Source organism: uncultured Thalassolituus sp. (assembly GCF_950066645.1).
Lineage (GTDB): Bacteria > Pseudomonadota > Gammaproteobacteria > Pseudomonadales > Oceanobacteraceae > Thalassolituus.
Genome location: NZ_CATMFB010000008.1, coordinates 54,447 through 69,040, shown reverse-complemented (window position 1 = coordinate 69,040; position 14,594 = coordinate 54,447). Strand labels below are relative to the sequence as shown.

11 protein-coding genes are annotated in these 14,594 nt (G+C 52.9%); 3 read left to right on the top strand and 8 right to left on the bottom strand.

The annotated features are described in order from the left end of the window. Window positions 1-102: 102 nt before the first annotated feature. The 5 genes from Q1L85_RS08735 to bioB form a co-directional block, all read right to left on the bottom strand. Window positions 103-1,893 (bottom strand): acyl-CoA dehydrogenase C-terminal domain-containing protein, encoded by a 1,791-nt coding sequence (locus Q1L85_RS08735; protein ID WP_300426665.1) that lies wholly within the window; start codon window positions 1,891-1,893, stop codon window positions 103-105. A gap of 122 nt (window positions 1,894-2,015) precedes the next feature. Then, window positions 2,016-3,821: an acyl-CoA dehydrogenase C-terminal domain-containing protein gene (locus Q1L85_RS08730; RefSeq protein WP_300426666.1), complete on the bottom strand. Its 1,806-nt coding sequence runs from the start codon at window positions 3,819-3,821 to the stop codon at window positions 2,016-2,018. A 208-nt stretch (window positions 3,822-4,029) separates the two neighbouring features. Continuing rightward, on the bottom strand, window positions 4,030-4,791 hold the full coding sequence (locus Q1L85_RS08725) for a putative metalloprotease CJM1_0395 family protein (protein WP_300426667.1): 762 nt from the start codon (window positions 4,789-4,791) through the stop codon (window positions 4,030-4,032). 19 nt (window positions 4,792-4,810) lie between these two features. After that, complete coding sequence (locus Q1L85_RS08720; protein ID WP_300426668.1) at window positions 4,811-5,062, bottom strand: hypothetical protein; 252 nt, start codon at window positions 5,060-5,062, stop codon at window positions 4,811-4,813. A gap of 105 nt (window positions 5,063-5,167) precedes the next feature. Further along, window positions 5,168-6,235, bottom strand: a complete 1,068-nt coding sequence (bioB, locus tag Q1L85_RS08715; RefSeq protein ID WP_300426670.1) for a biotin synthase BioB — start codon at window positions 6,233-6,235, stop codon at window positions 5,168-5,170. Between the two features lie 320 nt (window positions 6,236-6,555). Here bioB and Q1L85_RS08710 point away from each other — a divergent pair, with 320 nt between their 5' ends. From Q1L85_RS08710 to Q1L85_RS08700, 3 genes are read left to right on the top strand one after another with little or no spacing between them, the layout of a single operon-like run. Beyond that, window positions 6,556-6,999 carry a ComF family protein gene (locus Q1L85_RS08710; protein ID WP_300426671.1) on the top strand — a complete coding sequence of 148 codons (444 nt, stop codon included), beginning with the start codon at window positions 6,556-6,558 and terminating at the stop codon, window positions 6,997-6,999. Window positions 7,000-7,050: 51 nt separating this feature from the next. Continuing rightward, a complete protein-coding gene (locus tag Q1L85_RS08705; RefSeq protein WP_300426672.1) occupies window positions 7,051-8,031 on the top strand; it encodes a serine/threonine protein kinase in 981 nt (326 codons plus the stop codon). A 14-nt stretch (window positions 8,032-8,045) separates the two neighbouring features. Next, the gene (locus tag Q1L85_RS08700) at window positions 8,046-8,549 is read left to right on the top strand and encodes an outer membrane beta-barrel protein (protein WP_300426674.1); all 504 of its coding nucleotides are present in this window, start codon (window positions 8,046-8,048) and stop codon (window positions 8,547-8,549) included. A gap of 77 nt (window positions 8,550-8,626) precedes the next feature. On the opposite strand, the gene Q1L85_RS08695 is transcribed toward Q1L85_RS08700, so the two are convergent. The 3 genes from Q1L85_RS08695 to Q1L85_RS08685 are packed head-to-tail and all read right to left on the bottom strand — an operon-like array spanning window position 8,627 to window position 14,566. Beyond that, on the bottom strand, window positions 8,627-9,988 hold the full coding sequence (locus tag Q1L85_RS08695; protein WP_300426675.1) for a DUF1329 domain-containing protein: 1,362 nt from the start codon (window positions 9,986-9,988) through the stop codon (window positions 8,627-8,629). Between the two features lie 37 nt (window positions 9,989-10,025). Beyond that, entirely contained in the window at window positions 10,026-11,948 is a 1,923-nt protein-coding gene (locus Q1L85_RS08690) for a DUF1302 domain-containing protein (protein ID WP_300426677.1), read from the bottom strand. An 11-nt stretch (window positions 11,949-11,959) separates the two neighbouring features. Then, complete coding sequence (locus Q1L85_RS08685) at window positions 11,960-14,566, bottom strand: hypothetical protein (protein WP_300426678.1); 2,607 nt, start codon at window positions 14,564-14,566, stop codon at window positions 11,960-11,962. Window positions 14,567-14,594: the final 28 nt, after the last annotated feature.

Sequence of the window (14,594 nt, the reverse complement as noted above, 5' to 3'; positions counted from 1 at the left end):
TAACACAACAAAGAATGGTCTGAACGTACCAATAGGTCGCAAACAGCCAAAAAACACAAAAGCCGCCCGAAGGCGGCTTGAGTTATTCACTCAGAAAGTGAATCAGGCTGTTTCGAACATCTCGTCAGTCAGACCATAGAGTGATTCAGAACCACCCTTAACGGTTGCTGTCAGACCAATGTAACGAGGCAGCAGACGCTTAACGTAGAAACGTGCAGTTTCAACTTTCGCCTTATAGAAGCTGTCGTCCTGCTTAGGCAGAGCAATCACAGCCATCTTCGCCCACATATAGGCATAAGCGGCATAACCGAAGGTGTGCAGGTATTCAACAGACGCCGCACCGATCTCGTTCGGGTTGCTCTGGGCCTGATCGATCACCCACTGAGTCAGATCAGCCAGGTTTTCCATCGCTGCTTTCAGAGGCTCGATAAACTCAGCTGCCGCCTCGTTACCCGCCTGGGCCGCAACAAAATCGTTAACATCCTGCTCAAACAGCTTGAACAGAGAACCGTTAGTACCAACGATCTTACGGCCCATCAGGTCAAGTGCCTGAATACCGTTAGTGCCTTCGTAGATCTGGGTGATACGCAGGTCACGTACGTGCTGCTCCTGGCCCCACTCACGGATAAAGCCGTGACCACCAAATACCTGCTGACCCGCAATGGCGCTCTCGAGAGCAACGTCGGTCATGAAGGCTTTAGTGACTGGTGTCAGCAGTGCCACCATCTGCTCAGCGTGTTTCGCCTGCTCTGCATCATCGCTGTACTTAGAAGTATCGAGGAATGACGCCACGTAGGTTGAGAACGCACGACCACCTTCGTTGAAGGCACGCATGGTCATCAGCATACGACGCACATCAGGGTGTACGATGATCGGGTCAGCCGCTTTGTCTTTCGCTACCGCACCGGTCGGCGCACGGCTCTGGATACGGTCGCGCGCGTAAGCAACGGCGTTCTGATAAGAGTTCTCGGCTACGCCCAGACCCTGGATACCCACACCCAGACGCTCGTAGTTCATCATAGTGAACATACACGCCAGACCTTTGTTCTCTTCACCTACGAGCCAGCCTTTAGCACCGTCGTAGTTCATCACACAGGTCGCAGAACCTTTGATACCCATCTTGTGTTCGATAGAACCACAGGAAGCAGCATTACGCTCGCCCAGAGAACCGTCTTCGTTCACCAGGAACTTAGGCACCAGGAACAGAGAGATGCCCTTAGGGCCAGCAGGTGCGTCTGGCAGCTTCGCCAGCACGAGGTGGATAATGTTCTCCGCCATGTCGTGCTCGCCCCAAGTGATAAAGATCTTGGTGCCAGTAATATCGTAAGAACCGTCAGCGTTTGGCTCTGCTTTGGTACGGATGATACCTAGGTCAGTACCCGCGTGTGGTTCGGTCAGGTCCATCGCGCCAGACCAGACACCTGAGTACATGTTCGGCAGGTACTTTTCTTTCAGTTCCTGTGAACCGTGAGCGTTCAGAGACAGACACGCACCGGCAGTCAGCATTGGCGCCAGACCGAAAGCCATGTTCGAGCCCTGAACCATCTCTTCAACCTGAGCAACCAGTGTCTTAGGCATGCCCATACCGCCGAAGTCCGGATTACCGCCCAGACCGTTCAGACCCGCTTCAACGTAAGTCTGGTAAGCGTCTTTAAATCCAGGAGCGGCAGTCACTTCACCGTTCTCCCAGGTGGATGAATTCTCATCACCGTCACGGTTGATAGGTGCGAGTACCTGGCTGGCGATCTTGCCACACTCTTCCAGGATGGCTTCAGCGGTTTCCATATCCACCGCGCCTTGCAGACCGGCCAGAGACGACCACAACTTATCTGCTTCAAATACTTCATTCAGAACAAAGCGCATATCGCGTAACGGAGCTTTATATTCTGGCATGACTCACCTCATTTAAATTGGTACAGAACGCACATCCGGAGCGTTCAGAAATTCGATCAAAATAGCTTTGTATATAACGCAGAAAAACCGCGCCGTGGCGCGGTTCTTCTTAGTCAGACACATCAGAACGCGAAGTGTTCGGCGTCCAGATCCATCATGCTGTCAGCACCGGCCAGCATGGCAGCGGCGTGACCTTTAGCGCGTGGCAGTACACGTGCGAAGTAGAACTTAGCAGTCTGAATCTTCGCTTTGTAGAAGTCTTCTTCAGTGGTACCAGCCGCCAGAGCGTCCTGAGCAACCTTAGCCATACGAGCCCACAGGAATGCCAGAGTCGCGTAGCCAGAGTACATCAGGTAGTCAACGGAAGCCGCGCCAACTTCTTCGCGGTTCTTCATAGCAGACATACCGATCTTCATGGTCAGGTCGCCCCACTCTTTGTTCACTTCAGCCAGAGGTGCTGCGAACTGAGCCATCTGCTCGTCACCTTCCAGTGACTGGCAGAACTTGTGAACGATCTTAGTGAAGTTACGCAGAGACGCACCCTGAGTCATCAGTACTTTACGACCCAGCAGGTCGAGTGCCTGAATACCGGTAGTACCTTCATAGATACAAGCGATCTTAGTATCACGTACCAGCTGCTCCATACCCCACTCAGCGATAAAGCCGTGACCACCGAATACCTGAACACCCAGGTTAGTGGCTTCGTAGCCAGCTTCAGTCAGGAAGGCTTTTGCGATCGGAGTCAGGAAGCCCAGCAGTTCGTCTGCCTCCTTACGCGCTTCTTCGGTCTCGCCTTTCTTAACGATGTCGTTCTGCTGCGCAGCCAGGTAAACCAGTGCACGGCCACCTTCTGCGAAACACTTCTGAGTCAGCAGCATACGACGTACGTCCGGGTGAACGATGATTGGGTCAGCGGCTTTCTCTGGCGCCTTAGGACCAGTCAGAGAGCGCATAGCCAGACGATCTTTCGCGTACGCCAGAGCGCCCTGGAAAGACGCTTCAGCAGCAGATGCACCCTGCAGAGCAGTACCGATACGGGCAGTGTTCATGAAGGTGAACATGCAGTTCAGACCTTTGTTTTCAGGTCCGATCAGCCAGCCTTTCGCGCTGTCAAAGTTCATCACACAGGTCGCGTTGCCGTGGATACCCATTTTGTGTTCGATAGAACCACACACAACGCCGTTACGCTCGCCTGGAGTACCGTCTGCGTTTGGCAGGAACTTAGGAACGATGAACAGAGAGATACCTTTAGTACCTTCCGGAGCGCCTGGCAGACGTGCCAGAACGATGTGTACGATGTTCTCTGCCATGTCGTGCTCGCCAGCAGAGATAAAGATTTTAGAACCTGTGATGGCGTAAGAACCGTCAGCGTTTGGCTCAGCTTTGGTCTTCAGGATACCCAGGTCAGAACCACAGTGTGATTCGGTCAGACACATAGTACCGGTCCACTCACCTGACACCAGCTTGCTCAGGTAGGTGTGTTTCTGCTCGTCAGTACCGTGCAGATCCAGAGTGTTCATTGCGCCGTGTGACAGACCTGGGTACATACCCCAGGACCAGTTAGAAGAACCAACCATCTCAGAGATAACAGTACCCAGAGATTCTGGCAGGCCCTGGCCGCCGTGATCTTCTTCGTGTGCCAGTGAAGGCCAGCCGCCTTCAACGTACTTAGCGTAAGCTTCTTTAAAGCCAGTTGGCGTGGTAACAGAACCATCGTCGTGACGGGTACAACCTTCGATGTCACCGGTACGGTTCAGAGGAGCCAGCTCCTGCTCACAGAATTTCGCACCTTCAGTCAGGATCGCGTCGATCATGTCCGGGGTGGCTACCTCAGCGTATGCAGGAAGGTTTGCATAGTGGCCTGGCATATCCAGCAGTTCATTCATTACGAACTGAATATCACGAAGGGGAGCTTTATACTCTGGCATGGGGATGACCTCGTTGCCGTTGATTGTTACTGCAGCATAGCTGCGGATAATTATTCCGGCAGGACATACCACCGGCGCTCAATATTCCGACCAGTCTGACTGATACAGATTCAAACAAGTGTTTGAAACATACGTTCGCATGCAACAATTGTCAAGCCCATACCACTTTTCAGGACACGAGAATGGGGATTGTCAGAAAGGTTGAAGATCAGGCTTCATCGTCCAGTAGAGAACCTACTTCCGGACCGGGTGGCATACTGATGCGCAGTAGTGTTTCATTAATCTGGCGCAGGCGTGCGTTGTATTCTGCAAAGCGTTCAGCAACCGAGACAAAGGCTTCGTCAGTATCATCATCTTCTGCCTGGGATTGAGCACTTCGCGCTTCTTCAAGCTCACGCTGCCGCGACTCCTGCTCAATCGTCGCGAGATCCGACTCCGCCTGCAAAGCTTCGCGCTGCTGCACCGCCAGCTCCGCCCGGGCTTCCGTCATTTTCTGTGCCGCCTGAGCTGCGACCTGACGATCCTGCGCGGATGGCTCGGCTGGCGCCAGGGCTGCCCGACGGACACGGGACATCTTCTCAATCGTTGCAGCAGGGTCTCCCGGAACATCGCTGATGTCGATGCTTACCTCACCTGAAACCGCATAACGTTTGCCATCCGGCCCCTGCGCATAGCTGTAGCTCGGGGCACCTGCCAACTCTCCACCAACGGCTTTGTGGGCCTGCTCGTGCGTGCGTACCTCCAGATCCCGTTGCTCAAGTGAGCGCAGCAGATCTGCGGTGTCATCATCGACGATTGACTCAGAAGAGGATTCTTCCCGGGAGCGCTGAACACCCTCAGGCGAGAGCGTAACGCTGTCAGTATCGACAACATCAGCGGTTTTGAAAGGATCAGATACCCTTGCCGTGCCTTCGCGGACGGCTGGACCGGTAACTACCGGTGTGGCGGACGTGGCTGTACTGATCTCCATACGCCCTCACCGGTTCAGATCAGGCCTGGACGTCGATCAGAGAGCCCAGTTGCTTGTCGGCAGCCTGAAGCACTTTGGCATTAGCGTCGACCGCCTGCTGCCCCTGCTTCGCATCAGTCATTGACGATGCAAGATCTGCCGTGCCCTCTACAGGACGGGCAGTGGTAGCATCGACAACATCCTGCGCTGCGCGCTGAACCTGATCAACGCCCTGAGAAACGCCATAAGATGCTGTGGTAAACGCGGAACCCGCTGTGGACCCAATGTTCATACTCACCTCAGACAATACATGAATCTGGCTAATATTTAACCAACACTCAAAAAAAAACACCACCCTCAGAAGGGCGGTGTTTAGACCGATTTGCTATATCACTGTTCAGTGTTGAGCGGCTGAGGCTGATGCGTCATAAAACAGATCATTGTCCGCACTGGTCGACGCCAGAATATCGTCGAGTTCCTGAGGAGCCTTAGTCACACGATGCTCAGAGTTGATGCCCAGCTTGCGGAACAGTGCCTGGTCTTTGTTCGCTGCAGGGTTAGGCGTCGTCAGCAGACATTCGCCGTAGAAAATAGAGTTAGCACCGGCAAAGAAACACATCGCCTGCATTTCTTCCGACATTTCTTCTCGACCGGCACTCAGGCGCACATGCGACGCCGGCATCATGATACGGGCAACGGCGATCGTGCGGATAAAATCGAGAGGATCCAGCTCACCCTGTTCTTCAAGTGGCGTTCCTGCAACTTTAACTAACTGGTTAATCGGCACAGAATCCGGGTGAGCAGGCAGGTTAGCCAGCTGCACCAGCAATCCTGCGCGATCTTTGTGGGTTTCACCCATACCAAGAATGCCACCCGAACAGACTTTCATGCCGGCACTACGCACATTCGCAAGTGTATTCAGACGGTCAGAATAGGTACGGGTCGTGATGATCTCTCCATAGAACTCCGGAGAGGTATCCAGGTTGTGGTTGTAGTAATCCAGTCCGGCTTCAGCCAGTGCATTGGCCTTACCTTCATCAAGCATACCCAGGGTCATGCAGGTTTCCAGACCGAGTTCTTTCACGCCCTTCACCATCGCCAGGACGTATGGCATATCTTTCTCACGTGGAGAACGCCAGGCCGCGCCCATACAGAAGCGGTCTGAGCCTGCAGCTTTCGCCGCTTTCGCTTTTTCAATCACCGCCTCAACTTCCATCAGTCGCTCGCGCTCAAGACCGGTATCGTAGCGGGCACTCTGAGGACAATACTTACAATCTTCCGGACAGGCGCCGGTCTTGATCGACAGAAGTGTACTGACCTGAACCGCATTCGGATCATGGTACAGGCGGTGAACCGTCTGAGCCCGGAACAACAGGTCATTGAACGGCAGATTGAGAAGCGCCTCGGCTTCCTCAACAGACCAGTCGTGCCGGATGCTTTCGCCGTTGTTTACATGGCTGTTCATGGTTTATAACCTCAGTACGGTATCGTTAATCAAGGATGATAAGGATGCGAGGCAAGTGGTCAACCCTGCATAAATTCAGGGATAACTGCAGTTCATTTTTTAATCAGCTATTTACCTGCGAGCTGTGTCTGGATGCCTGCGAGCCGGGGTCGTTTCTCTGTGGCAGATGCTTCAATGACCTTCCCTTTCCAGCTCTCACATGTCCACAATGCAGCGAGCCCAGCACTACCGGTCACCGCTGCGGCCGTTGTCAGGCCAGTCCACCGGCATTCGATTACAGCTTCTGCAGTTTCCAGTACTACCACCCCCTGAACCATTGGATGCATCGCTGCAAAGAAGGCCACGACATCCGGATGGCAAAACGCTTTGCCAGCCTGATGCTGACCTCCAGACCACTGAGCGATCATCCTCCCGATACACTCGTATTTATCCCGGCAAGCCGACGGCGCTTACTTCAGCGCGGGTTTAATCTGAGTGAAGAACTTTGTCACCACCTCAGTAAAGCGCTGAAGATTCCAGTTGCTCCAAACGCACTGCGAAGGACCAGCCATAGTGAGCAACGCCGGTTTTCCGCGGCCGCCAGACGCCAGAGCAACATTGGACTCGACAGTGGTCACATAGACCTGACGGGACGCCACGTTATGATCATCGACGATGTGATGACAACCGGCTCGACACTCGAACAGGCGGCACGCCTTCTCAAATCACAGGGAGCATCCATTGTCGGCGCCTGGTGTTTTGCACGGACAGTCCGCGCTGTCTGAATGACTCATGGCGGTGCATAATAGCGGCCCGATTATTTGCAGGAACACCCCATGTCAGAACATCCGTATTCCGCACTCACGCAGGAAATGGTTATGGACGCCGTCGAGTCTCTTGGTTACTACAGCGACGCGCGGGTATTCCCACTCAACAGCTATGAAAACCGCGTCTACCAGGTCGGTATCGAAGACGGGTCTCCCCTGATTGCGAAGTTCTACCGCCCACAACGCTGGACTGAAGACGGCATTCAGGAGGAACACGACTTTCTGCATGACGCTGAAGAAGAAGGCATTCCGGTGATCAGCCCAATTAAAAAAGATGGAAGCACTCTGTTCCGCCATGAAGAATTCTACTTTGCACTCTTTCAGAGGCGCGGCGGACACGCGCCTGAGCTCAGCAGCGATGACGATCTGGAATTAATTGGTCGCTGGCTCGGACGCCTGCACAATACCGGCAGCACCCGAACATTTAAGCATCGCCCACATATTAAAGGCAGTGACGATATCAAGGCAGCCGCTGAAACCATACTGTCTTCAGGCCTGCTACCCGACGATTATCGCCCCGCGTACGAATCCCTCATCCGCGATATCTGTGCCCATACCGACCAGCAATATTCAGGGGAGCTGACAACCCTGCGAATTCATGGAGATATGCACACCGGTAATCTGCTACTGCGTGACGAAGACCTGTACCTTGTCGATTTCGACGACTGCGCACAAGGGCCCGCCATGCAGGATATCTGGATGTTGCTCAGTGGCAGTCGGGAGGAACACCGCCAGCAATTGATGGTCATAGCAGAAGGCTACAGCATGTTCCGGCCATTTCCTGCGGACGAATTAAAGCTGATAGAAACGCTCTGCACGCGACGCATTGTGCGCCACGCAGCCTGGCTCAGTCAGCGCTGGAGCGACCCGGCGTTTCCCCAGGCATTTCCCTGGTTCGCCAGTCACCGCTATTGGTCGGAGCACCTGCTCGCATTGCGCGAGCAACTGGCTGCCCTGCAGGAAGAGCCGCTGAGTCTGCCCGTATTCTGATAAAGGAGAAGTTAATGAAGTATGTACTCCCACTTGCGTTTGCTCTGGCCTCGACCACCGCAATCGCCGACGACCATGCAAGCTCAGGCAACGTAAAAGACCGGATTTATCTCGGTGCCAATATCAGCCACAACACCATTGACTCGCCTTTCAGTGGCGGTGACCTCGATGCTGCAGGTTACTCCATTTTTGGTGGTCTGAAATTCCCTAACAATACTGCCGGACTGACCACCTCCGCGGAGTTCGGTTACAGCGACACTGAAGATTTTTTCAATGGCAATGGCGACACCGATATCAACGGTTTCTGGTTGGCGGGTGTGGCCGAGAAATCACTACCGGAGCTTGATCCACGCCTGTCAGCCATCGGACGTCTCGGGCTGGACTTCGGTGATGATGATGGCATTTTCCTCGGTGCCGGCATTGGCTTCAAAGCCAGCGAAGTATTAGGGCTGCGTGCTGAATTTATTAACAAAGACGCATCGGGTGTTTATCAGGTCGGTGCGCTGTTTAATTTCTGAAACAGCCACCAGAAATATTAATTCTGATGACATAAAAAAAGGCCGCGAAAGCGGCCTTTTCTTTTACTGATCAAAGATCAGCGCACACCCTGACGGCGAAGTGCCGCTGGCGTGTAATCCGAGTAGGTACGTTTGAAGTCGTACTCGTAACCACCCTTCTCTTCGTTATCAAGACCCAGGGCCAGGTAACGACCAGAGTTCAGGTCGTAAAGTACTTCGATGGCGTACCAGGGAACTTTACGATCGTAGTAGTAAACGTTGTGAGACTCAGCAACGCGCCACAGTTCACCACGGCCATCGTAGTGATCAATCTCAGTGGCCTGCCAGGTATCTTCGTCAATGTAGAATACCCGCTTCGCATAAATGTGACGCTTGCCTTCTTTCAGAGTCGCAGTCACTTTCCACACACGGTGCAGTTCGTAACGGGTCAGATCCTGATTAATGTGGCCAGCCTGCACGATTTCATCGTACTTCAGTTTGCCATCCTTCAGCTGGTAAGAGTTGTAAGGAATATAAACTTCCTGCTTACCTTCCAGCTTCCAGTCGTAACGGTCTGGTGAACCGTTGAACATATCGAAGTTATCTGACGTACGCAGACCATCAGACGCGGTACCCGGGCCGTCATAAGCGACCTGAGGTGCACGACGTACACGACGCTGACCTGCGTTATATACCCACGCTTTACGAGGCTCTTTTACCTGATCCAGTGTTTCATGAACCAGAAGTACGTTACCGGCAAGACGCGCTGGCGAGAGAACATCCTGTTTGAAGTAAAACAGCACGTTGTCATCGGTCGCTGGGTCAAAGTCAGTCAGCTCATTACGGAAGGTAAACTCATCCTGGAAACGGACGAGCGTGTAGTCACCATTTACCTGAGGAGTTACCTGACCAACAACACGGGTCACCGAACCACCACGATAGCGCGTGATATGGTTCCAGATCACCTCAACACCCGTCTGTGGGAATGGGAACGGCGTGCCTTCAGTGAAGTTAGCAATACCGTTACCGTCATTCAGCAACTCAGACGCTGTCGCGTTCTTTTTCGTTGCGTCATAAATTTCCTGAGGGTAACCAGCAGTACGACGCGTTTCGTACACAGGCATACGGTACGTATCAGGATATTTCGCAAACATCGCTTTCTGACCATCAGTCAGATTAGCGGCGTAATCCTTATAGTTTGCAGCAGTGATCACAAACTTCGGCTTATCACCCGCAAACGGGTTAAGCAGTTTGCCATCAGGACCGACACCGCCTTTACCGGCAGGAACGTCCCCTTCCCAGGCAGGAATGTTGCCCTGCGCTGCTTTAACTGCGCCCATCGGAGTGAACTCAGTACCCAGTTTTGCAGCCTGTTCAGCAGACACTGCTGCATAAGAACCACTTGCCGCAACTGAGAGCGCCAGTGCGGCGCCCCAGATTTGATAAGTTTTTTTCAACATATTCGGACCTCAATAAATCGTTACTGACCGTGTCGGCTCAGAATGAATATTTAGCTGACAGACTGATGTTGTCGCGGTCTTTCAGCTGGTTGTATTTACCACCTGAGAAGTTTGTGTACGACACATCAACCGACGTCTGGTTCAGATACAGGAAAGATACGCCCACACCGACAGTCAGACGATCATCAATAAACTGTGAACCTGGCTCTGGTCCGTTGCCCTTATCGTAAGCAACCGACAGATTAGGAGACATATTCACACCCGCAAACGCGTTGTTGAAATCAAGCGATGACTTCAGACGAATACCACCAGACAGCTCAGTAACGTAGCCATCGTCAGTACAGTATTCGGTGTTCACGTTGCCTGCAGGGCCGGTTTCACAATAGTTTGTGTCATCGATAACACCATCGTTGTTACCGATACCGTACGCACCGGAACGGCCATAACGAGCATCGTCGGTATCTGGCAGATCAGGGATATAGTTCATGCCCACTTCAGCTACCAGTGCCATACGGTCTGCACCGAATACACGGTCGAAGAACTTAATGTAGGTCATCTGTGCCTGCCAGACGTCGAATTCATCGAAGCTGACAGAGTAAGCACCATAGGCCTGTTCATATGCTTCCGATTCAGTCAGGCCAGAATCAATCAGTGACTGATAGTTCTGGTTAAACAGACGGCTGAACTTATAACCGTTACCACCGACGATCTGCTCAAAGGCGTTCCACTGGATTGGCAGATCAGGCTTATAGCTCACCTCACCACTAATAGAAGCGCCATCTTCGGTGCTTCGGGCGAAGCTGATACCCATGATCTGGATGTCTTCCGGATACACGATCTGATACAGCGGATAGCGGGTATCAATATATGGATCTGGATTTACAGGGGCATTCGTGTCTGCTGCATCTGGATCGTAGTTAGTAACTACACCATTCAGATAAGGTGTGCGGCTGTGAATGTTCATGTAATAGAAACCAAATTCAGTATCACCCAGGGCTTCCGCATACCAGCGGAATGCCAGACCGTACTGACCGGAATCTTTCGGCTCGTCATCTTCCAGACGCTCGGTTGTTGGCGCGAGGCGCTCGTTCAGAGGCACACCTTCGTCGATTTCTTCCTGACGCAGATCCAGATAGACCTGTTCTGCTTCAGTACCGGCAAGAATCACCGGACCACAACCGTCTGCAGCGAAATCAGAGGTGGAGAAGAAAGTACCACAAGGGTCAATGCGGGTTTTTTCCCACTCCAGCTGATAGAAGGCTTCCATCGTGATATCGCCAGTCAGACCAATAGAGGTGTAGACCATGTTGACTGGCAACAGACCTTCTTTCACCTCAGCACCAGGCTTACGGAAAGCCGATGCATCGACTGGGTTAATGCTGTTGATACCACCCTGGATGAAGGTACTTTCACCCCAGCTCACGACCTGACGACCCAGACGCACAGTAACCGGCACCTGGCCAACATCGTAATCAGCCCAGACAAACGCATCCAGAAGCTCCGCTCCCAGGCCCGCAGCATCTTTAGCTTCGTCATTCAGAGGCTTAAATTCGGTTTCCTGATCCATGATCGCGTGATCATAGTAAGCACGCGCACGGAAGAAGCCACCGTAGTTGCGGTAGCTCAGTTCCAGATCTGCACTCCACTTCAGTACGTTGGTGTAGATATCACCTTTATCGTAATTCAGTGTGCCATCGTCGTAGTTGTAGGAAGAGCCTGTTCCAGTGAAACCAAACTCCTGCGCGTTACCATCCATGATCTGACTGCGATCACGATCAGCAACACGCACACCGATACCATAGCTCACGGTGTTATCAAGCTGGCCTTCCAGTTCACCGAAGTTGAACTGCAGTGCATGGGCAGGAGCCATTGCACTGAGAGAGACCGCAACGGCCAGTGGCAATTTCTTAATCATACCTGCGCTCCGCAGCGATTTTTCAGGGAAAGTATTGTTATTCATTGTTGCTCTCCTTATTCGCTTACCGGTTCAACAATGTCGAGACCACTGCCGCCATCGGTCAGAACACCAGCGCCGCTGAAGAAGCTGATAATGTGCTGAGCCAGCAGCCCGAAGGTCGCAGTTGTTTCAGGCGTTGTGGCGTCCGTGTCTGGCACAGCCATCGAAGCATGATTACTGTATTCATCAGCCAGTTTCAGGTAGACCTGCTCTGTTGCCGAGAAGGTAGATGAAGTATCAATCTGAGTAGCACCCGTTACCGCAATCAGAGGATCGGTACCCGCCAGTGGCGCAGACGCTACATTGTTAGGGATTACAGTATCGCCAACAGATTCAATGAGAGTGAACGGAGTCGCAGTCGCTTTCAGCTGAGCTGCAAAGTTAATAGCGTCAGCAGAATCAACCGTCGCCTGATAGACGTACTGCAGAGACTCGTAGCTCTCACCACCCTGAGTCAGGTTGAAGCTATCTGGGTTGGTAAGCGCTCCAACGATAGTCGGGCCAAAGGTCTGAGAATTCTCAAGCAGCTTTGGCAGGCCACCGCCTGGCACACCGAATACGGCTTTCTGGATCGGATTCAGCACGCTGTTGTTAGCAACGTTGGCGTTATTCACAGCTACGAACTGCATACCTGTGATAGAGCCCAGCGAGATGCCCGCGAAGTAGACCTTCGACGTATCAAAGTCGGTGGTGCCTGAATCGTTATCGATGTCCATTGAGCTCAATGACGCATTCAGATTCAGTAGATCCATCACTGCCTGACGGTTATTGTCACGGGTTGTCTGGAAATGCAGGAACGAGATATACAGAGAACCTGATTTATCAGTCGCTGCACCAGCTACTGCCGTTGGAGTTGCACCGTCCGCACCCGCTGTCAACGCGAAATGACGTTGTTTCAGCGTCTCCAATGAGATAAGGCCCGCCTGTTGTTCAGGCGTCAAACTACCACCAAAGGTAGTCACATCGACACCTCCAGCACTTTCAATTACCGCAGCCATCATGGGCACAGTACCGCTGCCGCCATAGGCACCAGACGTCACCAGGTCGGTTGGCATCAGACCGTGCATTGGCAGGTCAATGGCAACAGTCGCGAAACAGTTATATGCCAGCTGTTCCGCCAAGGGAATGATAGACATGCGGTTTGAGGTGATACCGTGCTGGTAAATCACAACCGGCCATCCGCTACCCGGTTTGGTACAGGTATTAGTACCAGACGGGTTAGGCTCAACAACCATCACAGGAACCTCTACCAGCCCCTGTTCTTTTGCAAACGGGAACAGATTGGTAACGTTCTCTGAAGGTGCCAGGAAAGCTTCAGCCTCAGCCTCAGACGCTCCACCAGCAAGCTGGAAGTCGTAAATCAGCTCTTCGTCAGCTTCCCACTGGCCAGCAACAACGCCTGCAGCACTGCCTTTTGACGTCAGACATTCAACTGTAGAAGTCGTACAGGTGTAGGCACTGTCTGGAGTGGCGGATGGGTCGATACCATCATCAGCAAATGCACCTGCCGGTGCCTGAGAGTAGTACGGTAGTTTGATAGTACCGGTCAGGAAAGTAGACTCTGGCGTCGTTGTACCTGACAGAATCTTAGCCATGGCCGTAGGCACTGCCGCAGAGAAATCAGACTCACGCGGTGACGGTGACGGCAGTGTACCGTACAGGACTGCAGCCTGTGCATTTGCAAGCGGAAGGTTAAAAGGTGCTGCCGTGAGGATGCCCACAGCAGTCGCCGCATCGTTAGAATTCACTACCAGTTGAACACTCGCCGGGAATGGGTTTTCCAGAGCGTCATCAGCGTTCTTAGCGGCAGCCATCACATTCAGCACTTCAGTCGTACCACCGGTAGTGAAGGTGTACGCCAGAGTCACATTGGCAGATGCATCTGCGCTGGCCAGGAAGCCGGTCGCCAGCTGATACCATCCCTTCATTGCCGCGCGCGCAGGCGCAAGAGCAGGGTTAAGCAGATCATCATCACTAATCAGGTACTTGTACTGGTTTGGAAGCTTCGTTGCTTCACCGTCAGAGTCCTTCAGTCGGTCTGTCAGAACCACCAGATAGCGGGTGTCATTCTGCAGTGGCGTCGTTGGACTGATGCGCAGAACGTTGTCGGTTTTGGTGCTGTCGGTGTAGGAAATCACCTCAGCTTTGACAGCAGCAATATTCGCCAGATCAAACGGATTGGCAGTATCCAGCGTCCCAAGCTTAGGGCCATCTGTGTAATTCATTGGAATCAGGTAAACCGAACCGGCCGGTGCCGTTCCCGCTGCCAGCTCACCGCTGAACTTCAGGTAAAGAGGAGCAACAGTGGAGAAACCATCCAGATCGCTGATCGCATCGAAGACTGGGTTGTAATCAGGGTTACGCGTACCGTCCGCCAGGAAGATTTCCACATCACCGGATGCATAGACAACCGTGCCATCTGTTGAACCACTGAACAGGAAGTCTGTTGCCAATGGCAGATTTCTACGAGCGACGTTAAATACGGGAGTTACTGTTTCAGGGTTGGTGCTGCCTGCGGTAATCGCAGTCTGATCGACGGATGAGTCACCGCCAGTCTTACAGCCACTGAGACCTACTGCTGATGCAGCGATGGCCAGGCCGAGGAGGGTCTTCTTCACCATACTGTTACCTGTTATGAGTTGTTATGGT